Here is a 21,639-nt window from a genome sequence, read left to right as displayed (position 1 = left end):
ATCCTTCCCCTTACAGATTAAGCTTTCTAAATGGCCTTGGGTTTTTTCCAAGGCAAGGGTAGAATGTAGCACCTTCTCGAAGTCGAGGGTTGCTAAGGCTTCAAAGGGTCCAATCCCTCCACCTTTCTTGATAACACTTTCAATTTATAAATGAACTGAACTGCAAAGAAACGGCACTCCTTAGTGAAAAGCAAAAAAAGCCCCTGAATTTTTAGAAATGCAACAATAAAAAAACGGGTTGATCGCTCAACCCGTTTTCACTCGCTTTTTTGTTATAGGTGTTATACCATCATTCCTCCGGAAACTTCAATGCGCTGCGCATTTACCCATTTGGCATCGTCCGTGCAAAGAAAAGCCACTACTCCACCAATATCACTCGGGATACCGACTCGACCCAAAGCTGTAAAGTTTGCAATTGCAGTTCTTTTATCCCCATCATTTTTGTTGGTGCCGCCACCAAAATCTGTCTCAATGGCGCCCGGTGCGACCACATTGGACCTAATTTGACGTGATCCCAATTCTTTGGCCTGATATCTGGTCAATGTTTCAATGGCAGCTTTCATGGAGCCATAAACAGAATAGCCCGGAAATGAAAAGCGTGCCAATCCACTTGAAATGTTCACAATGCCTCCACCATTTTCCATGATAGGAAGAAGTTTCTGAGTAAGAAAGAAGGCTCCCTTAAAATGAATGTTCATCAAAGTGTCGAAGTCTTGCTCCGTGGTCTCGGTAATTGGTGTATTAATCCCAATACCTGCATTATTGACCATATAATCCAATGTTGCTGAATCAAAATGGGATTCGAGCACATTTTTGACCTCATCCACAAAGGCATCGAAAGTTTTGCTTTCTGCCACATCCAGTTGCAATGCATAGGCTTTTTGACCCAGCTTTTCAACTTCACTTACGGTTTTGTCGGCTTCTTCCCTATTACTGCGGTAAGTCAATAGGACGTTCAATCCTTTTTTGGCCAAGTTAATGGCCATGTTTTCTCCAAGTCCACGGCTTCCACCGGTAACCAATGCTATTTTTGCTTTGCTCATGTTAATTGATTTTTGAATTCGAAACAAAATTAGCACCGCAAGTTATCTACAGGGTTGCATGCATCAATCTGTTTTTTGCAAAAATCAAATTTTGACGGCGGACCTGAACTTCAATGGGGATTGATCCGCACGCTTTTTAAAGAAATTGGAAAAATGAGCCACCTCTTCAAACCCAAGGCTGTATGAAATTTCAGATATATTCCAGTCCGTACCATTAAGAAGTAGCTTCGCCTCTTCAACTATTCTTGAATGAATGATCTCGGTAGTTGTGTTTCCCGTAGTTTCTTTGAGAACTTTGTTGAGGTGGTTGGGATGCACCGCAAGTTGTTCAGCGAAATCATTTGCTGTTTTTAACATTAACCGCTGAGCTGGTGTATTTATCGGGAATTGACGCTCCAACAGTTCCACGAACATATCCGTGATTCTAACAGCGGCATTTTTTCCGCCTTCGTTCGGTTGAACTGGATGCAATTTTTGCCCCATATGCAACAGTTCGATTACGTAAGCCCGAATTAAATCAAACTTAAAGGGATAATCTGAAGAAATTTCCTTTTCCATTTTAACAAACAGTTGTTCAACCTCAGGGTATTCATCATTCGAAAGGCTTAGAACAGGATACCCCCCAGGGTGAAAAATCGGTAGGGTTTCCAATATGACACCACTTTTGTCCTTTGACAAGAAACTTTCTGTGAACACACAAAAATATCCTGACTGCTCATCATCTTGAGGAACATAATTGTACGGGATTTTAGGAGATGCAAACAACAGCGCCTTGTTATCAATATCGATAACCTTATTTGCATATTCTGCCCGGTTTTTCCCATTGATAAGGCTAATTTTAAAATAGGCCCGTCTATCATAGCGCATCTCACCCTTGCTCAATCGGGTACGATATTCGGCAATATTGAAAACATTAAAGTGTCCGATATCCTTTCCAATGTTCTCTGGAATGGGCAGGCCAAGCTTTCCGTAGAAATCGTTAAGAGTAAAAGCTACATCCATACGTTTGTAAAATTCAAATATACCCTAAAATAAAAAACACCCTTCAAAATTACTCTTGAAAGGTGTCTTCACTTCTAAAAACAAAACTTTTAATCGATACTCTGCACCACTTCTTTTTTGGCTTCTTTCTTGGAACCGTCAAATCCTTGAACTCCGCCAACCGTGGTGTACTTCATTACAAATCTTTTATCTGGATTGATAATCTGATAGGCATATTGGCACATCACGGCCGCCTCATGAAATCCTGATAAAATCAACTTAAGCTTACCTGGGTAGGTATTCACATCACCAATGGCAAACACTCCAGGAAGATTGGTCTGATAGTCCATCGCATTGTTCACCTTGATGGCATTTTTCTCGATTTCCAATCCCCAATCGCCTATCGGGCCTAATTTTGGGGACAATCCGAACAATGGAATAAAGAAATCGGTCTCTACGTAGGTAGACTCTTTTTCCTCATCGTTGTACTTAATGACCACGGCATGTAAATCTTCCTGACCATGGATCTCAGTGACCTCTGCCTTGGTGAACAATCGAATTTTGCCCAACTTGGCAAGTTCACGAGCTTTTTCCACAGAGTCCAAAGCTCCTCGGAACTCATTTCTTCTGTGTACCAAAGAAACTTCGGAAGCAACATCGGCCAAGAAAATGGCCCAATCCAATGCAGAATCACCTCCACCTGAAATCACCACTTTCTTATCTCGGAACTGTTCGGGATCTTTTACCATATATTCCACACCCTTACTTTCAAAGAGCTCAATGTTCGGAATTATCGGTTTTCTAGGTTCAAAAGAACCAAGCCCACCAGCTATAACAACTACAGGAGCGTGGTGTTGAGTGCCTTTGTTTGTGGTAACGATATAAGAACCATCTTCTTGTTTATCCAAGGTTTCGGCACGTTCTCCCAAAGTAAAACCAGGTTCAAATGGCTTGATTTGTTCCATAAGGTTATCCACCAAGGTACCTGCTAAAATTTCTGGATAAGCAGGAATATCATAGATGGGTTTCTTTGGGTAAATCTCTGAACATTGTCCTCCTGGTTGTGCCAAGGCATCGATTAAATGACATTTTAATTTGAGCAATCCTGCTTCAAAAACAGTGAACAAACCCGTAGGTCCCGCTCCGATTATAATGATATCTGTTTTGATCATAATTCTACTTTTATATGGCCCCATCTGGCGAGACCTGACTGATTTTAAACTCTCTCTTGCAATTTTTCTCCCTGAAACTGATATTCTCTTTGAATATCCAATACACGTTGACGGTGGTTTACCACTTCGCCAATTACAATGATAGCTGGATTTGACAGCTGCTGCTCCTTTGCCTTGTGCTCAATTGAAGCAACAGTGCCAATTCCAATCTTCTCGTTTTCAGTGGTGCCGTTTTGAATGATGGCCACTGGTGTATTTTCTTTTTCTTCGTTTTTAAAAAGTTCCATAATCTCACCCAATTTGGACATACCCATGAGAATGATGACAGTTGCATTGGATTTAGCAGCCAGAGCCACATCATTGGATAATTTGTGCTCTTTGGTGGTCCCGGTAATCACCCAAAAGCTTTCTGCCGCACCTCTTTTGGTCACAGGAATGTTTTGCGATGCAGGCACCGATACCGATGATGATATTCCGGGAACGACCTCAACCTCCACACCAAATCCGGCAGCGTATTCCATTTCTTCGGCACCTCTACCAAATACAAAAGGGTCTCCGCCTTTTAACCGTACTACATGTAATCCTTGACTAGCACGTTCAACAATCAAATCGTTGATTTGATTTTGTTGATAGGAGTAGCATCCTTTGCGCTTGCCAACAAACACTTTTTCAGCTTTGGTCGCATAATCCAATAGCTCTGGCGACACTAAGGCATCATACAAAACAACATCGGCACTTTGCAAGGCCTTTATACCTTTAAGCGTGATTAAATCTACATCGCCCGGGCCAGCGCCCACAACAGTCAATTTTCCTCTAAGCATGTTCCAACTCCATTTTTCTGAACGTTTCCAACTTGCTCAAAACAATTTTGGCATCTTCCAGATAGCTTTTTGCAAAAGCTTCTGATGGTTCGTTCTTTTTCAACTGAAGGGCCACTTTTTCGAACCCGCCCTCAAAGGCCACTTTATCGGTTGCCACATACAGTTCATCAAAATCCTTGATGATGCTTGCATGGGTATTCGTCTTAACTTTTTCCGCTGTCAACAATGCTTTGGCAGAGTTCACAATGGATTGGTAGGAATAGTAGATACTTGCTGCCCATTTACCTTCTGTGAGAGCTTCCTCAGCATTTTCGATTTTCTCTTCGCTTTCAAGGAAGAGGGTTGCAACTAAATCCACGATAACACCGGCACATTCGCCGACGCCAATCTCTTTTTTATATTTTTCTTCGTTCCCCCAATCGATAAAATCTTCTTGGGTAAGGTTGTCCACATCGGTCAAAGGCTTCAAGAAATCGTAGAAATAAATCTGTCCTTTTTCCTCGTAGTAATCCGTAAATGATGCTCCATTTCCGTTGGCTTCAAAATCATCTAAGATTAAACGTAACGCCTGTGGCCCTCTTTTACTTGGAATCTTGGCTACTTTATCGGCAAATCGTGCTTTGCCATCTCCAAAGTTTCCTCCTCCCAACAAAACCTGAAGCGCTGGAGCTACCAATTTATCCTTGGTTCTGACGGACATTCCTTGGAATCCGATATGTGCCATATTGTGCTGACCGCAGGCGTTCATACAACCGCTGATCTTGATGACCACATCAGGGTTTTTGATGTATTGTGGATATTCCGCTTTAATGACTCGTTCCAACTCATCGGCAATTCCGGTACTACTGGCAATTCCTAGGTTACAGGTATCTGTTCCAGGACATGCGGTGATATCCAATGCCTTGTTGTATCCAGCTTCCGCAAAGCCAAGTTTTTTCAACTCTTGATAAAAGAAAGGAACCAACTCTTCTTTAACATAGGGAACCAAGATATTTTGTCTCAAGGACAAACGGATTTCGCCTGCTGCGTAATCCTGAACCAATTTGGCCAATAATCGGGCCTTATCGGTATAAAAATCACCTAAAAGCACTTTGATTCCGATGGCCACGTAGCCTTCTTGTTTTTGAGGTACCAAGTTGGTAGACTTCCATTCTTCGAAAGCGTTTTGGTCTTCGATGGAAACTTTGGGAGCTTCGACCTCGGCCACCTTTACCTTCGGATAATCTTCTATATGAATAGGATAGGTTTTGTTTGGAATAGCCGTTTGTTCTTCTTCCAATAATTCTTTGAAACCATCCAATCCCAAATCTTTCAACAAAAACTTCATGCGCGCCTTTGCCCTACTCTTACGCTCTCCATATCTATCGAATACACGGATAACACCTTCCATCAAAGGAATAATTTTATCCGTTGGCAAAAAGCTGTACAATTCATCGGCATGGCGCGGTTGCGAACCTAGGCCTCCGGCCAACATCACTTTAAATCCACGCTCACCATCTTTTTCTTTGGCGATAAAACCAAGATCATGCATATAGGACAGTCCCGTATCGGCATCACTTGCAGAGAAGGAAACTTTGAATTTTCTTCCCATTTCCTGACCTATCGGGTTTCTTAAAAAGTATTCGAAAACCGCTTGAGCGTATGGAGATACATCAAAGGGTTCGTCCACATCGATTCCTGCAGTTTCGCTGGCCGTTACGTTACGAACGGTATTTCCACAAGCTTCCCTTAAGGTTACTTGATCCTTTTCCAATTGTGCCCAAAGTTCAGGGGTACGCTCCAAATCCACGTAGTGAATCTGGATATCCTGACGTGTGGTGATATGCAAGCGTCCACGAGAGTATTCATCGGATACATCTGCGATTCGAAGCAACTGATTGGAGGTTACCTTACCGTAAGGCAATTTTATCCGAATCATTTGCACCCCCGGTTGACGCTGTCCATAAACCCCTCGGGCCAAACGTAGGCTACGGAATTTTTCCTCATCCACTTCCCCACCTTTGAACTGTCGGATTTTTTTCTCCAATTCAATGATGTCCTTTTCTACAACTGGGTTTTCTATCTCTGTTCTAAAGCTTTGCATAATCTAGTTTTCCTATCTATTTTATAGAGTTAAATCAAATAAACTCTCTGTTCCAGCACCTAAGTGCACGTCTTTATTCTATAAATCCGACGCCTGCCGTTGTATTGGTACGGCTATCGATTATTATAAAGGATCCGTTTGTACGGTGGTCTTTGAACCTATCATAAAAAATAGGTTTGTTCAACCTTAGGCGTACTTTGGCAATATCGTTCATCTGAAGCGAGGTAACGTTCTCCTCGATTCCAGAATAATCAGGATGTATTTTATGTTCAATGGCATCGACCTTGGCCAAGACCTTGTTGACTCCATGCTGAAGCAAATACTTTCCTCCCGGGGTAAAATTGTCACTGTCCATCCAAGAGATGGTTGCAGTGAGTTGCTTGTCAATCGTTGGCAAATCACCCACTTTCACCAACATATCTCCCCTGCTTACGTTTACCTCATCTTCCAAGGTTATGGTAACCGAAGACCTTCTGGGAGCCGTCTTGTATTGTTTATTGTAAAAATAAATGTCCTTGATCTTGGAACGTGTCATCGAGGGCAACACTACCACTTCGTCCCCAACATTTAGTTCGCCTCCGTATACCTTTCCAGCAAATCCACGGAAATCATGAAAATCCTCCGTTTTTGGTCGAATCACATACTGAACCGGGAAACGTGGGGTACCCGTATTGTAGATATCCTTTTGGTCCAATTCCTCTAAATGCTCCAAAAGCGTTTGGCCTTTGTACCAAGGTGTATTTTCTGATGGATTTACCACATTATCGCCCTTAAGCGCACTTACGGGAATAAAAGTTATGTTTTGGTCCTGATAATCTCTTTTTTTCATCAATTCCTCGAAATCGGCCTTGATATTATTATAGGTTTCTTCGGAGAAATCTACCAAATCCATTTTATTGATGGCCACGATAACATCTTTCACCCGCAAGAGGTTATTGATAAAAAAGTGACGGTGTGTTTGCTCGATCACTCCTTTTCGCGCATCTATCAAAATGATGGATGCTTGAGAGGTCGAAGCTCCCGTAACCATGTTTCGGGTATACTCCACATGACCTGGGGTATCGGCTATGATGTAACTTTTGGATGGCGTAGAGAAGTAAATGTGGGCCACATCTATAGTGATGCCCTGCTCTCTTTCGGCCACCAAACCATCGGTTGCCAATGAAAAATCGAGATAATCGTATCCTTTCTGCTTACTTGTTCTTTCAATGGCCTCCAATTTATCGTCGGTCATAGATTTTGTATCGTAAAGCAATCTTCCGATCAAGGTACTTTTACCGTCATCTACACTTCCTGCTGTTGCTATTTTTAAAACTTCCATTTGTCTTTCTTCCTGTTAAAAGTATCCTTGCTGTTTACGTTTTTCCATTGCCGCTTCCGAACGTTTATCATCGATACGGGCGCCCCTTTCCGAGATTCTGGAATCCCTGATTTCGGATACGACCTTATCAATCGTATCGGCATGCGACTCAACTGCTGCGGTACAGCTCATATCCCCAACGGTTCTAAAACGAACCATTCTTTCCTCTACTTGCTCGTCATCGGCCCTAAATACCACATCGTCCTCTGCAGACCATATCAACCCATCCCTAAGGAAGGTATTTCTTTTGTGCGCAAAATAGATGGATGGAATTTCAATACTTTCTTTTTGGATATAGCTCCATACGTCGAGCTCCGTCCAGTTACTGATTGGGAACACTCTTACGTTCTGACCTATTTCTATCTCTCCGTTCAACATATCGAACAGCTCTGGTCTTTGGTTTTTTTCGTCCCACTGGCCAAAATCGTCGCGCACAGAAAAGATACGCTCCTTAGCCCTTGCCTTTTCTTCATCACGTCTTGCCCCACCGATACATGCATCGAACTTAAATTCTTCAATGGCATCTAGAAGGGTGGTCGTCTGCAACATATTTCTACTGGCGTACTTACCAGTTTCTTCCACCACTTTTCCTTCATCAATGGAATCCTGAACATTACGGACTATCAATTCAACACCAAGTTCCTCTACCAATTTGTCCCTAAACTCAATAGTTTCGGGGAAGTTGTGCCCCGTATCGATATGCATCAATGGAAATGGGATTTTGGCCGGCCAGAATGCCTTTTGCGCCAAGCGCACCAAGGTTATTGAATCTTTTCCTCCGGAAAAAAGCAGTACAGGTTTCTCAAACTGTGCCGCCACTTCGCGGATAATGTAAATGGCTTCGTGTTCCAAAGCATTTGCGGACGGTCTTTCGACCCCGTTCAAATTCTCTGGCTTTTTAATTTCTTCTGCAAGTGTGCTCAAGGCTATATCATTTTTGTTCGATCACCGTAATTGGCGACAATTCATTCTTCTTATGTGTGCAAACCGCATTCGCGGTTCTCCAAAACCTTTGTTGGATCAAAATATTTATGCTCGTTCGGCAATTTGCGTTCTTTCAAATAAGCATCCAATTGGGTATCGCTCCAATGATAGAAAGGGCTTACCTTTAAGACCCCATCTTTGCTCATACTCAAAACATCCAATGAATCCCTATGGGCAGTTTGTCCTTTGCGCAGATTAGTGAACCAAACATCTGGCTTGTGCTCTTCCATTGCTCTTCTAAACGGCTCCAACTTTACCTGTTCGGTAAACTCTTTGTGCCGGGGATCATCAATCTGTGGAATGCCCATAACAGCATCACGATGTGAACTTGTTTGTTTTGGGACATATAGTTTCACATTGAGCCCCAAAGTGGAAATCAGTTCCTCTGCGTGTTTATAGGTTTGAGGCGTATTGTACCCCGTATCGCACCAAATCACGGGAATGTTTTTATCCACTTCGGTCACCGCGTGCAAAATTGCCACCTCATATGGCCTAAAATTGGTAGTGACCACAGGGTTGTTTCCGTGTTTAACGGCCCATGAGATAATTTCTTCGGGAGAAATGCCCTTAAACTGAAGGTTCAACTTCTGTATTTCTTCTTGTGTCAATGCCATTGCCTATAAATTTATTTTCCCCATTTAATGGAGTTCCAAATTCTTTCGTGAAAAAAATAAAGCACCATTTTGGTGACCAGCTCCACCAATCCAATTGAAAATGCCAAACTCAATGTTCCTGTAACAATCCAAGAAATCAATATCGTATCCATAGTACCTACTATTCTCCAGCTTATGGATTTTACAATACTTCTCTTTGGACTCTCCGAAGCACTATCCTTAGTGTATGTGCTTTGCTGTTTTTCGTTTTTTATAATCAACTGATCGGTAATCATTTTTAAACTTTTATTACCCTACTGAATTGGTAGGAATTTCAAAAGTAAAATTATTTTCCCGAAGAAAAAGCAAAATGAATCATAAATTTACTTTTACCCTATAGTTTTAGTAGATTATCGATAATCAATAGGAAATTTTGAGAATTTTTAAGCTAGAATTTACCGTGAAGCATTGATTTAAAGCAAATCTGCCAGCGTATTGTTTCGGTAGACATCGAGTGCGCTGTCCCTTACCTGAAGCATTAGTTTATGAACGGAGCACTCTCCTTCGTCGGGACAATCCTCACATTTCTCGTAAAAATTCAAACTTACACAGGGCACCATGGCAATAGGGCCTTCCAATACCCGCATAACAGTAGTCATTTGCACCTCGTGAGGTTCCTTAATAAGATAATAGCCCCCTCCTTTTCCCTTTTTTGACCCTAACAGCCCATTACGGCGAAGTGTAAGTAATATGCTTTCCAAAAACTTTTGGGAGATATTTTCACACTTGGCGATTTCCGCAATCTGTACCGGCTGCCTACCCTCTACCTTGGCAAGGTAGGTAAGTGCCTTAAGTCCGTATTTTGTCTTCTTGGAGAGCATCACACGAAGATAGGGAAATTTAGCAACCCGCCTAACCGACAGGTTGCGGAAAGATTACCCCAAGGCCTGCTCGATATCGGCGATAATATCATCTATATGCTCCAAGCCTACCGAAACCCGAACCATTCCGTCAGAGATGCCCACGGCGTTGCGTTCCTCAGTGGTCAATTTGCTGTGTGTAGTGGATGCAGGATGCGTAACAATGCTCCTTGCATCTCCCAAGTTTGCCGACAAGGATAATAACTGGATGCTATCAAAAAATTCCCGACCTGCTTCCAGACCACCTTTCACCTCAAAAGCGACAACACAACCACCTGCTTTCATCTGCTTTTTGGCTATTTCGTTCTTAGGGTGTGATTTCAGGAATGGATATTTAACCCATTCGATTTTATCGTGTGCTTCCAGATAGGTTGCCAACTTCAAAGCGTTCTCGCAATGTCTGTCCACACGGATGGCCAAAGTTTCCAAACTCCGGGAAAGCACCCATGCATTGAAAGGTGATAACGCAGGACCTGTTATTCTTGAAAAACGGTACACCTTGTCCATCAATTCACCACTACCGACGGTAATTCCGGCCAGAACCCGCCCTTGACCGTCCATCAATTTAGTTCCAGAATGGATGACCAAATCTGCCCCATACTTTATGGGCTGCTGTAAATACGGTGTCGCAAAGCAGTTATCTACAATAAAAATAAGGTTGTGCTTTTTGGCAATGCTCGCCAGCAACTCCAAATCCAGCACATCCACACCGGGGTTGGTCGGTGTTTCCGCATAAAGAATTTTGGAGTTGGGCTGTATCAACTCTTCAATTTGGGACAGATCATTGGCATCAAAATAAGTTGTTTCAATATTCCATTTCGGAAAAAACTGAGTGAACAACGTATGCGTTGAGCCAAAGATACTTTTGGAGGATATCACGTGGTCACCAGCATCCAACAATGCTGCCAGTGTAGAAAATACGGCAGCCATACCAGAAGCGTAAGCAAACCCGTTCTCCGCACCTTCCATCAAGCACACCTTTTCAATGAGCTCATTGGAATTGGGATTGGAATACCTGGAATAAATATTGCGCTGCTTTTCCTCTGCAAAAGAGGCACGCATGTCCTCTGCATCCTCAAAAACAAAGCTGGAGGTCATATAAATGGGACTGGAATGCTCCAAATTTTGACTGCGCTCCATTTGCGTCCTTATTGCCTGTGTCTCAAATTTTTTGCCTTGCTTGCTCATATCTTTTCTGCTATTCTTAAAATGTCTCCAAACACACCTCTTGCCGTTACCGCGGCACCTGCGCCAGCTCCTTGAATCACCAATGGATGTTCTCCATAAGATTCGGTATAAATTTCAATGATGGAATCGGAGCCTTTTACCTGCCCCAAAGCACTTTCCTTGGGCACAGAGATCAATTTCACTTCTAAAACCCCCTTGTCCTGTTGCAAATCCCCATGCAGGTCGCCAACATAGCGTAGCACATGACCTGGCTCCTGGTTCCCTTTGATTTCCTTATACATTTTGTCCATCTCCCCGATACGCTCCATGAACCTTTCAAAATCCAAAGTCTGAAGTTCTTCCGGAATCAGATTTTGTACGTTGATATCAGAAAACTCATTCTGAAGATCTAGTTCTCTTGCCAAAATCAACAATTTTCGTCCCACATCATTACCGGATAAATCCTCCCTTGGATCCGGCTCGGTAAAGCCACTTTCCATGGCCTCCTTTACAATTTCTGAAAAAGGAACATCTTTCTCTGAAAAGGTATTGAAAATATAACTCAACGATCCTGAGAACACTCCTTTGATTCGGGTAATATTTTCTCCGGAGAGGTGCAATAATTTTATGGTGTCGATAAGTGGAAGACCAGCGCCCACATTGGTTTCGTATAGATATTGTTTCTGGTTCTTATCCAAACATTTCCGAATGGATTTGTACTTCTCAAAACTCAGTGTGTTGGCAATTTTGTTCGAAGAGACCAAATCAAAACCGTGCCCTATCAACGGCTCATATTGCTCCACAAATGTTTTGCTCGCCGTATTGTCCACAGCAATCAAGTTTTCCAAATGGTATTTCTTGGCAAATGCCGTAATATCTTCAATTTGATAGGGCTGTCCTTCCTTTTCCAAACGTTCTTTCCAATCCGACCCCACTCCCGAAGCATCTAAAAGCACTTTTCTGGAATTTGCCACGGCAAACACTTTTAAGTCAATGCTCTTTCGGTCCTCAATACTCATTTTTGAATCCAGAATTTGACTAATCAAGGTTCCTCCAACCGTTCCGTGACCAAACAATGCCAGATTTATCTTCTTGGCTATTCCAAAAATCTGTCCATGAATCACATTGATGGCCTTGTTCAAATCTGATTTCTTCACCACCATACTCACGTTCTTACCGGTAACGGTGTTGTTGAACAACAATGGTATAATCTGATTTTTGGCCAATGCGTTGAAGGGTTTATGGAAGCTGCTCAAATCCATCCCAACTATAGAAATTACCGAAACATCCTTCACTACCGATATCTGGTTGATGTCCTGTGAGGAATAATCCGTTTCAAATTCTTGGTCCAACACTTTTTTAGCTTTGTCCGCCTTGGATGCATCCACTACCAAGCCTATGCCGCGTTCGGACGATCCTTGGGAAACAATACCCACACTGATGCCATTCTGGCCCAACGCTCTAAAAATCCGCATATCGACACCAACTTTACCGAGCAATCCCCTACCCTCCAAATTGATAAGGGCCATGTTGTCCAGCACCGAAAGTGATTTTATTCCGCCATTGTCAGTTTTTGGGCCGATCAATGTGCCCTTATTGTCATCGTTGAAGGTGTTGCAGATGCGCAACGGAATATTTTTCTCGATTAACGGAATAATGGTCTTCGCATGCAAAATATTGGCTCCAAAATTGGCCAGCTCATTGGCCTCGCCATAGGATATCACATCAATTAACCGGGCATCCTTTACCAAATCCGGATTGGCGGTAAAAATACCATCCACATGGGTATAGTTTACCAACTCGCCCGCATCCAAAAAGTTGGCCAGTAAGGCTGCGGAATAGTTACTTCCGTTTCTTCCCAATGTTGTTGTGGAACCATCTCGATTGGAACCGATAAAACCGGTTACTATAGGTATCACACCCTTATCCAATTCGTGAAACTGACGGATAACATTTTCTTTGGACGTACTTTGATCTACTTCCGCATTGCTAAAATTATCGTCCGTGGCGATCAACTTTCTGGAATCCAAAAGCTTTGCTTGTAAGCCAGAGGCGTTTAGGGAAGCTGTCACATATTTTGCGGACAACAGTTCCCCAAAGGACAATACCTCATCCTTAGTCTTTAAGCTGTAATCTCCAGTCAAGGAAACCCCACTCAATATTTTTTCAATGGCGGCCAGTTCTTCATCAATATCAACGCCATCAAAATTGTTTTTTTGATAGTCTGCGAACTTTTTCAAATCAGCTTTGAAATCAACTCCTTTGGCCGCTTTCTCCAAAAGATTTTCGAGTTGGTCGGTCGCCTTTCCTCGAGCAGAGACCACAACTGCAAAGTGCTCTTCTTCGTCATGCCTTTTACGAATGATATTCAAAACGCGCTCAATGCCTTCACCGTTTGCTAGAGACTTTCCTCCAAACTTCAATATTTTGATACGTTCGGTATTCTTTTGAAAAACAGTTTCCAACAATTTCTCCAATTGTTCAAACTCCATCAAAAAAGCATCGTGGCCATGTACGGATTGGACCTCGCCGTAAGTGACATTGGTATTGGCCTGCGCCAAACGCTTAAAGGTCTCCTTATTTTCTTCGGCCGTGAAGAACAGGTCGGAATTCACTCCGATGATATGGATTTTGGTATCACTTTCTTGCAATGCCCTGAAGGCTTCTTCACCATTTCTGGTGATATCGATGGATTTGAGGAGTTGGTTCATCAACTTATAGGCTGACAATTGAAAACGCTCCTGTAACTTTTTACCATGATGCATCAACCAAGATTCCACATTGAACACCTTGAGTTCCTCGTTGGTACTTCTTTTGAACCGCTCCTTGAAAGATTCTGGTGTTCGGTAACACAACATGGCGTGCATACGGGCATCGTGGACGGGCTGTTTTGAGTTGACCAAGAACTGCTCCTGAATCTGGCAGTTCGCTATCAACCAATCCGTAGATTTCCAGTCAGAGGCCACCGGAATCAAATGCTCCGTAATTTTGGGGTTAATGGCTGTCATTTCCCATGCAATTCCACCTCCTAGAGACCCTCCAATGATGGCGAACAACTTATCAATCTCCAATTCCTTCAATCCCCAGAGGAATATTCTAGCGATATCCGCAGCTACAAAATCCTTGTAATTTTCAATAATGAAACCATCGAATCCATTACCCGGAATATTAAAGGAAAGGATAGTGTATTTCTCGGTATCGATACATTTCCCATCACCAATCAGGTCGGACCACCATCCATCCTTGCCCGCTACGTTGGAATTTCCTGTAAGCGCATGGTTCACCAAAATAATGGGCGAGGTGCCCAAGGGCTTCCCAAAAACTTGGTACGACAACTTTATTTCTTGAACGGAACCGCTCAATGTCTTAAAATCCGATATGGCCAAATGCCTTAAATCCATATATACAGCTATAGACCCCGTGGGTCGACAATTAATAAATAGTATGGTTATAAGAAAGTGGGGCAGAAACTACCTGTGATGTTATCTATTCCCAAAAGGGATAGAACGTAGCACCTTCATGACGGGAGTCAAGGGTTGCTAAGGCTTCAACGGGTCTATTCCCTCCACCTTTCTTGATAACTAACAATACGTGTTTGAACTTCGTGGGACAAATATACTGATGGAAACATTGATTTTCCTAATCTTTTGGAAAATTTTCATCAATTTACCTTGCCCCACGAAACTCGTTGCTTTATTATTTCAATACCGTAAACTCAATATTGGAATCGGTGAAGACGGTATGTGTCTGGGTCTTGAAATCCGACTCGTCCGCCTTAAAGATGTTGTCCACATAGGTTTGTGGGTTTAAATCGATAAGCGGAAACCACGTGCTCTGTACCTGAACCTGCAATTTGTGCCCTTTTTTGATGGTATGGAACACATCCTGAAGCTTGATGTTCACATCGGTCTTTTCATTGGGCGTAAACGGTTCGGGGTCCGAGAAGCTGTTCCTAAAACGACCTCGCAGCACCTCGCTGCGAACCATTAAGTGATAATTGCTCATTTTAAGATGGTCCTGCATTTCATCATTGGTCTCGGCATCTGCAGGGTGCACGTCGATCACTTTTACAATCCAGTCGGCTGCGGTACCCGTAGTGGCCACTTTTAATTGTGCCAAAATATCACCGGCCAAGGTCATATCCTCTTCCATCACATCGGTTTCAAAAACCAGAACATCGGAACGGCGCGCAGCGAAACGCTGGTCGTCCGTCATGTATTTTCTTGGTGTGAAAACGGTCTTCACATCTTCGGAGTAAGGGACCGGCTTTTTCACATCACTGATAAATTGAATTTCTGTGATCTCTTTTTGCTCAGTGGTAAGTTGTTGGTCATCCGAAAGGAACATGGTCTGTTTTGTCGCATTCTCCGGAGGCCACGTATCGTACTTTTTCCATTCCTTTTTACCTGTATCAAAAACATATGCTTCGGGCAACCCAGAATTTTTATCACCCTCACCCTTCAAAAAGTGGTTAAAGAACTTGGTCTCGATTTCCTTCTGAAAAAACAACGAAATAGAGTCACCGAAGTAGTAGTTTCCTACCACATTTCTTTCTCGGTCTCTTGCCCAACCTCCATGATCCCAAGGACCGAACACCATGGTATTGTAGTTGCCTTCGTTATATCTTTCAATATTTTTGTAGGTTTCCAATGGTCCGTACAGGTCCTCAGCATCAAACCACCCCCCAACGATCATGGTGGCGACGCTGCTCTTCACATTTTTAAGGTGCTGGATCAGGCCGCGGCTCTGCCACATTTCATCATAATTTGGATGTTCTTTGAGTTCATTCCAAAAATAATCATCGGTCACCCCTTCTGGACGCATGGTAGGAGTATCGGCGGTATCATATTCAAAGAAATAATCCAGATTTTTAAGCGGTCCTGCATCCAAAAAGAACTGGTACTGGTCTTCCGTGGGCAAACTTGGCAAGGTGTACCACGCCGTATCTATGGGAGCATCACCATTCGGCCGCGGAGTTCCAAATAGCGAAGTAGCCCTAAAATAACTCAACAAATAGGCACCGTTATGATGAAAATCATCAAAAAAGAAATCTCCGATACAGGCTTGGGGAGAAGCTGCTTTTAAGGCTGGGTGCGCATCCACCGTGGCATAGGTGGCATAATGTCCGGGATACGAAATACCCCAGATGCCCACATTGCCATTATTGTTCTCCACATTGTTCACCAACCATTCAATGGTATCGTAGGTATCCGAACTTTCATCTACTTGATCATCGGAGGTTTTATTGGGGATGTAGGCGCGCATATTCACGTAATGGCCTTCGCTGAGCCATCTTCCCCTAACATCTTGGTAAACGATAATGTTCCCTTCCTTCATCAAATGCTCGTTCGGACCTATTTTGGTCCTGAAATTCCCTTCTCCGTAGGGTTGGGAACTGTAAGGCGTACGCTGCATAATGATAGGATATTCTTTGGATGTATCCTTGGGCGAATAAATGGTCGTATGCAGGGTAATTCCGTCCCGCATTTCAATGTCCACCTCTTTTTTGGTGTAGTTGTCCACCACGTAGGTATCGACCTCTTTGACCTCGGTCTTGGTCGATTTTTTACAACTGACGGTTACCGTCAACATTAAAACACTAAGCAGTAGAATTTTGAAAGAACTTTTCATTATCTCGTTTTTGATGTGTTAAAGCTACTAAAGTTGGCCGTAGTATGCCAATAAAAAAAGGAGCCTCATGGAAGCTCCTTTATCTTTTTATTTTTGATGGATTAAAGTCCGAAAGTGGCCTTCACCTTGTCCACCATATCCAGTTTTTCCCAAGTGAAGAGTTCCACTTCTTTTTCGATTCTACCATTGTAAGGTGATTCAAAAACCTTGGTCATAATTCTAGGTTGTTTGCCCAAATGACCATAAGCGGCCGTTTCCAGATAAATCGGGTTTCGTAGTTTTAGCCGCTCTTCGATGGCAAAAGGTCGCATATCAAATAGTTCGGACGCCTTTTTTGCTATCTCGCCATCAGTCATATCCACATTGGAAGATTTATAGGTGTCCACAAAAATAGAGGTAGGCTCCACCACACCAATGGCATAGCTCACTTGGACCAAAATTTCATCGGCAACACCCGCAGCGACCAAGTTCTTGGCCATATGTCGAGCAGCGTAGGCAGCACTACGATCTACCTTACTAGGGTCTTTTCCACTGAAGGCACCTCCACCGTGTGCTCCTTTTCCACCGTAAGTGTCCACAATTATTTTTCTTCCGGTAAGACCTGCATCACCATGCGGACCGCCTATCACAAATTTCCCAGTTGGGTTGATGTGATATTTGATGTTATCGGTAAACAATTTTTGAATGCTTTCGGGCATCAATTTCTTCACCTCTGGAATCAGAATGTTCACGATATCCTCCTTGATCTTGGCCAACATTACATCATCCTTATCAAACTCATCATGCTGGGTGGACACTACAATGGTATCTATCCTTTGCGGAACATTATCATCGGAGTATTCAATGGTAACCTGAGCTTTGGCATCTGGACGCAGGTAAGGAATTCGCTTTCCTTCTCTCCTCAAATCAGCCAAAACTTCCAAAATTTTATGGGAAATATCCAGCGCCAACGGCATATAATTATCGGTCTCTTTTGTGGCGTAACCGAACATCATACCTTGGTCCCCCGCACCTTGCTCTTCTTTTGAACCACGGTCAACACCCTGATTAATGTCCTGTGACTGTTCGTGAATCAATGAAATCACCCCACAGGAATCCCCACTAAACTTGTATTCTCCCTTGGTGTAGCCAATTTTATTGATGACCTCTCTGGCTATGCTCTGCAAATCCACATAAGTATGGCTCTTCACCTCACCTGCCAATACAACCTGTCCCGTGGTCACCATGGTCTCGCACGCAACCTTGCTCTCTGGGTCAAAGGCCAAAAAATTATCCAATAAAGCATCGCTGATCTGATCCGCAATCTTATCCGGATGCCCCTCACTTACAGATTCTGATGTAAACAAATACGCCATTTCTAAATTTTAATATTGATGGATTTGACGACGCACCGCGAAGAAGTTCCTGACCCTTTGGGAAGAGATGTGCGGACCTATTTGGGTCCCGCAAGAACTGCTTTAGCATTTTTTGTCCTGAACTACATTCAGGAAAAGAGGTTGCAATCAGTCAAATCTTTCCTCATTTTGAAGGGCAAAAGTACGTAATTGGTTGATATTTCAAAACTTTGTTTTAAGGCAATGTAACATCGTCCATTTGAACCAGTTTTTTTTCGATAAGCAGATATACTTTGTATATTGCGACGATTTGATTCCCTTGGTACAAACACAATAAACACTGACATCTTATGCATATTGCTGTGGCAGGCAACATCGGGGCCGGCAAAACTACGTTGACCAATTTACTTGCAAAACATTACAAGTGGGAGGCCCATTTTGAAGATGTGGTGGACAATCCCTATCTCGACGATTTTTACACCCAGATGGAACGATGGAGCTTCAACCTACAAATTTATTTTTTGAACAGTAGGTACCGTCAAATTCTAAAGATCAGGGAAAGTGGAAAAAGTGTGATCCAAGATAGGACCATTTATGAAGATGCCCACATATTCGCCCCTAACCTCCATGCCATGGGACTGATGACGAACCGGGACTACGAAAATTACAAGGGCCTTTTTGAGCTAATGGAATCCTTGGTGCAACCCCCGGATTTAATGATATATCTGCGCAGTTCCATCCCCAATTTGGTCAATCAAATCCATAAGCGCGGCCGGGATTATGAAAACTCGATATCCATTGATTACCTCAGCCGTTTGAACGAACGCTATGAGGCTTGGGTGAACACCTACCAAAAGGGCAAGCTACTGATTTTTGATGTGGACAATCTTGATTTTGTGGACAACCCTGAGGATTTGGGAGAGGTCATCAATCGTATTGACGGAGAGATTCACGGATTGTTTGAATAAAACAGAATTTTATATTTGTTTTTAATCAAGAATTTAAAAATGCAGAAAATTGAAACTCAAAATTAAATTGTTTCCGTTTTTTAAGTTCATCAAGTATTTTCCCAAAGGATTTGGTGTATTTTGCTTGATTTATATTCTTCTTATATGATATGAATTGGATTCATATCCATTTCAACAGAATAATAAATAACAAAGAAAACCTGATACCATGAATTCAGATATTTTAAAACTTTACAAGCAATTGGAAGGTATGGAACAAACCAAGGAGGTTATCCAATTGCAAAATCAAATCAAGGAAACCCTGTACCAAAATCTACGAACCCACTTTTTGGAGTATGTAAGTATTGGCCGCATCATCGGTTATGATGAATTACAAGAGGAGTTAAAAAAGGCATTGGAACTTCTGGAACTTCAGAAATGATAAAGAAACATTTTGCTCAACCCATCATGAAAACTGCATTCCCTTTTAGATTTTCCATTCTTCTTTTTTACTTCTTTATACAATTTACCGTAACCGCCCAGCAATTGGTCAAAGTCTCTCCCGAAGAGGTGGGCATGTCCTCTGAGCGATTGGAAAGACTATCGCAAACCTTTCAGGATTATATCGATGAAGAAAAATTGCCCGGTGCTACAATTCTCGTAGCTAGAAAAGGCAAAATCGCCTATTTGAAATCATTTGGAAAGAACGATATCGAAAGCAATATTCCAATGAACGAAGGCTCCATTTTTAGGATTGCCTCCCAGACCAAGGCCATTGTTAGTGTCGGTGTTATGATGCTTCAGGAACAAGGTAAGTTGTTGATCACAGATCCTGTTGGAAAATATATGCCCGCCTTTATGGAAACCAAGGTCGCCATTGAAAAAGAAGACGGTTCCTACGAGATTGTGCCCGCCGAAAGGCCTATCACCATTCGCGATTTGTTGACCCACACCTCCGGGGCATCCTATGGATATGGTATTGCAGGCGACCTATGGGGAAAGGCCAAAATCCAAGGCTGGTATTTTGCAGATCGGGACGAACCTATTCAAGCTACTGTAAACCGAATGGCAGACCTACCATTTGAATCGCAGCCGAGATCTAAATTTGTGTATGGATACAACACGGACATACTTGGGGCTTTGATAGAAGTGGTATCCGATAAAAATTTAGATGTTTTCCTTAAAGAAAACATTCTTGATCCACTTGGAATGGAGGACACCCATTTTTACCTTCCCAAGAACAAAAGAGAACGGTTGGCCACTGTGTACTCCGCGACCGAAAATGGATTAGAGCGTGCACCTGATAATGGTGGCATGGTAGGTCAAGGCGCCTATGTGGATGGTCCAAGGAAAAGTTTTTCAGGAGGTGCAGGATTGTTGAGCACAGCTTCGGATTATACCAAATTCTTACAAATGATGCTCAACAAAGGGGAATTTAATGGCAAGCGCATCATTTCACCAAAAACGGTAGAATTGATGACCACCAACCATCTCCCATTTCCACTCGGTGAAGGAGCAGGTTTTGGATTGGGCTTTTCCACGGTTGAAGATTTGGGCCTAAGGGGCGAATTGGGTTCCGAAGGTGAGTTTGCATGGGGCGGTGCATACCATTCCACCTATTGGGCAGACCCGAAGGAAGAGATGACTGTTGTGTATTTCACGCAATTGATTCCCGCCAACGATTTGGACGATCACGGAAAATTACGGGCATTGATCTACCAAGCCATCATTGATTAAGATTTTGCGTACGTTTCCCTCAACCAGATAGCCCGTTTACTCATTGGCGGTTTATTTCGGTTTGTTTTCAAGGTAGTTTAGTATTGGGATCAACCCACTACTATTAACTAAGGCTTTAAAGTCAAAAACTTGAAAATTATGGAACCGAAAAAAAATCCACAACTCGATTTAAGACGAAACAGTCTGCTCTACTTTTTTGTCGGCATGACCTTGGTATTGCTCATGGCCTATTTGGCCTTGAAATGGAAAACCTATTACTCAGATGATTCTTGGGACGTTGGCGAGTTAAAAGTCGATGAGCAATTGATTGAAGATGCCACCATACTCAAAATTAAACTACCGGACCCGCCCAAGCCCAAAATCCAGACCCCTCCGAAAATCGAGATTAAAGATGATGACGAAAAGATAGAGGAAACCGTTATCGAATCAAACGATGTCAATCAAGATACGGAAATCGCCAAATTTGAAGATTTTGCTGTTGCCGAGGAAGACATTCCAGAAGAGATACCTTTTGTCCTAATTGAAAATGCCCCTATTTTTCCCGGCTGTGAAAATGAAAAAACCGAAAAGGACAAACGGGAATGTTTTCAGTCCCAAATGCTGAAACACATTCGGAAAAATTTCCGTTACCCAGAAATGGCACAAGAAATGGGTCTTGAAGGACGTGTTAGCGTTGTATTCACAGTGCAGACCGATGGCAGTATTGAGAATATTAGGTTAAGGGGTCCACATGAAAGTTTGGAGACCGAAGCAGCGCGAATCATTTCCAAGTTACCAAGATTGACGCCCGGAAAACAGCGCGGTACTGCGGTTAAGGTTCCCTATTCTATTCCAATTACCTTTAAGTTGAATTAAATAAGGAATAT

At 42.7% G+C, this 21,639-nt stretch carries 19 protein-coding genes and 2 riboswitches; of the genes, 5 read left to right on the top strand and 14 right to left on the bottom strand.

Annotation, left to right across the window (positions count from 1 at the left end; translation table 11 throughout):
* Positions 1 to 40: 40 nt before the first annotated feature.
* Positions 41 to 137, bottom strand: a riboswitch (SAM riboswitch).
* Positions 138 to 281: 144 nt separating this feature from the next.
* The 14 genes from GUA46_RS15350 to metK form a co-directional block, all read right to left on the bottom strand.
* The gene (locus GUA46_RS15350; RefSeq protein WP_176621223.1) at positions 282 to 1,043 is read right to left on the bottom strand and encodes an SDR family NAD(P)-dependent oxidoreductase; all 762 of its coding nucleotides are present in this window, start codon (positions 1,041 to 1,043) and stop codon (positions 282 to 284) included.
* Between the two features lie 84 nt (positions 1,044 to 1,127).
* Positions 1,128 to 2,045: a helix-turn-helix domain-containing protein gene (locus tag GUA46_RS15345; RefSeq protein ID WP_176621222.1), complete on the bottom strand. Its 918-nt coding sequence runs from the start codon at positions 2,043 to 2,045 to the stop codon at positions 1,128 to 1,130.
* A gap of 89 nt (positions 2,046 to 2,134) precedes the next feature.
* Positions 2,135 to 3,196, bottom strand: coding sequence for an NAD(P)/FAD-dependent oxidoreductase (locus GUA46_RS15340; protein WP_176621221.1), 1,062 nt, complete (start codon positions 3,194 to 3,196; stop codon positions 2,135 to 2,137).
* 44 nt (positions 3,197 to 3,240) lie between these two features.
* A complete protein-coding gene (gene cobA, locus GUA46_RS15335) occupies positions 3,241 to 4,017 on the bottom strand; it encodes a uroporphyrinogen-III C-methyltransferase (protein WP_176621220.1) in 777 nt (258 codons plus the stop codon).
* Complete coding sequence (locus tag GUA46_RS15330) at positions 4,010 to 6,100, bottom strand: HEPN domain-containing protein (RefSeq protein ID WP_176621219.1); 2,091 nt, start codon at positions 6,098 to 6,100, stop codon at positions 4,010 to 4,012. Before GUA46_RS15330 ends, cobA begins: the two co-directional genes overlap by 8 nt.
* Positions 6,101 to 6,173: 73 nt before the next feature.
* Entirely contained in the window at positions 6,174 to 7,421 is a 1,248-nt protein-coding gene (locus GUA46_RS15325) for a sulfate adenylyltransferase subunit 1 (RefSeq protein ID WP_108244813.1), read from the bottom strand.
* A gap of 15 nt (positions 7,422 to 7,436) precedes the next feature.
* On the bottom strand, positions 7,437 to 8,345 hold the full coding sequence (cysD, locus tag GUA46_RS15320) for a sulfate adenylyltransferase subunit CysD (protein ID WP_108244887.1): 909 nt from the start codon (positions 8,343 to 8,345) through the stop codon (positions 7,437 to 7,439).
* A gap of 89 nt (positions 8,346 to 8,434) precedes the next feature.
* Positions 8,435 to 9,058, bottom strand: a complete 624-nt coding sequence (locus GUA46_RS15315) for a phosphoadenosine phosphosulfate reductase domain-containing protein (protein ID WP_176621218.1) — start codon at positions 9,056 to 9,058, stop codon at positions 8,435 to 8,437.
* An 11-nt stretch (positions 9,059 to 9,069) separates the two neighbouring features.
* Positions 9,070 to 9,333: a DUF2061 domain-containing protein gene (locus tag GUA46_RS15310; protein ID WP_108244815.1), complete on the bottom strand. Its 264-nt coding sequence runs from the start codon at positions 9,331 to 9,333 to the stop codon at positions 9,070 to 9,072.
* Positions 9,334 to 9,510: 177 nt separating this feature from the next.
* Positions 9,511 to 9,918 (bottom strand): RrF2 family transcriptional regulator, encoded by a 408-nt coding sequence (locus tag GUA46_RS15305; protein ID WP_108244816.1) that lies wholly within the window; start codon positions 9,916 to 9,918, stop codon positions 9,511 to 9,513.
* Positions 9,919 to 9,972: 54 nt separating this feature from the next.
* Entirely contained in the window at positions 9,973 to 11,145 is a 1,173-nt protein-coding gene (locus GUA46_RS15300) for a trans-sulfuration enzyme family protein (RefSeq protein WP_176621217.1), read from the bottom strand.
* Complete coding sequence (gene thrA, locus GUA46_RS15295; protein ID WP_176621216.1) at positions 11,142 to 14,525, bottom strand: bifunctional aspartate kinase/homoserine dehydrogenase I; 3,384 nt, start codon at positions 14,523 to 14,525, stop codon at positions 11,142 to 11,144. Before thrA ends, GUA46_RS15300 begins: the two co-directional genes overlap by 4 nt.
* Positions 14,526 to 14,603: 78 nt before the next feature.
* Positions 14,604 to 14,708, bottom strand: a riboswitch (SAM riboswitch).
* Between the two features lie 112 nt (positions 14,709 to 14,820).
* On the bottom strand, positions 14,821 to 16,755 hold the full coding sequence (locus tag GUA46_RS15290) for a CocE/NonD family hydrolase (RefSeq protein ID WP_176621215.1): 1,935 nt from the start codon (positions 16,753 to 16,755) through the stop codon (positions 14,821 to 14,823).
* A 101-nt stretch (positions 16,756 to 16,856) separates the two neighbouring features.
* Complete coding sequence (gene metK / locus GUA46_RS15285) at positions 16,857 to 18,110, bottom strand: methionine adenosyltransferase (RefSeq protein WP_176621214.1); 1,254 nt, start codon at positions 18,108 to 18,110, stop codon at positions 16,857 to 16,859.
* An 18-nt stretch (positions 18,111 to 18,128) separates the two neighbouring features.
* Between metK and GUA46_RS15280 the strand changes: the two genes are divergently transcribed.
* The 5 genes from GUA46_RS15280 to GUA46_RS15260 all read left to right on the top strand — a co-directional run bounded on the left by GUA46_RS15280 (position 18,129) and on the right by GUA46_RS15260 (position 21,628).
* Positions 18,129 to 18,299 carry a hypothetical protein gene (locus tag GUA46_RS15280; protein WP_176621213.1) on the top strand — a complete coding sequence of 57 codons (171 nt, stop codon included), beginning with the start codon at positions 18,129 to 18,131 and terminating at the stop codon, positions 18,297 to 18,299.
* Between the two features lie 140 nt (positions 18,300 to 18,439).
* A complete protein-coding gene (locus GUA46_RS15275) occupies positions 18,440 to 19,057 on the top strand; it encodes a deoxynucleoside kinase (RefSeq protein WP_108244821.1) in 618 nt (205 codons plus the stop codon).
* 208 nt (positions 19,058 to 19,265) lie between these two features.
* Positions 19,266 to 19,478, top strand: a complete 213-nt coding sequence (locus GUA46_RS15270) for a hypothetical protein (RefSeq protein ID WP_176621212.1) — start codon at positions 19,266 to 19,268, stop codon at positions 19,476 to 19,478.
* A gap of 26 nt (positions 19,479 to 19,504) precedes the next feature.
* Positions 19,505 to 20,773 carry a serine hydrolase domain-containing protein gene (locus GUA46_RS15265; protein ID WP_176621211.1) on the top strand — a complete coding sequence of 423 codons (1,269 nt, stop codon included), beginning with the start codon at positions 19,505 to 19,507 and terminating at the stop codon, positions 20,771 to 20,773.
* A 138-nt stretch (positions 20,774 to 20,911) separates the two neighbouring features.
* Positions 20,912 to 21,628, top strand: a complete 717-nt coding sequence (locus GUA46_RS15260; RefSeq protein ID WP_176621210.1) for an energy transducer TonB — start codon at positions 20,912 to 20,914, stop codon at positions 21,626 to 21,628.
* Positions 21,629 to 21,639: the final 11 nt, after the last annotated feature.

It is taken from the genome of Flagellimonas chongwuensis (genome assembly GCF_013376415.1).
Lineage (GTDB): Bacteria > Bacteroidota > Bacteroidia > Flavobacteriales > Flavobacteriaceae > Flagellimonas > Flagellimonas chongwuensis.
The sequence above is the reverse complement of the archived record's forward strand: the minus strand, read 5'-3'. Positions and strand labels throughout refer to the sequence as shown.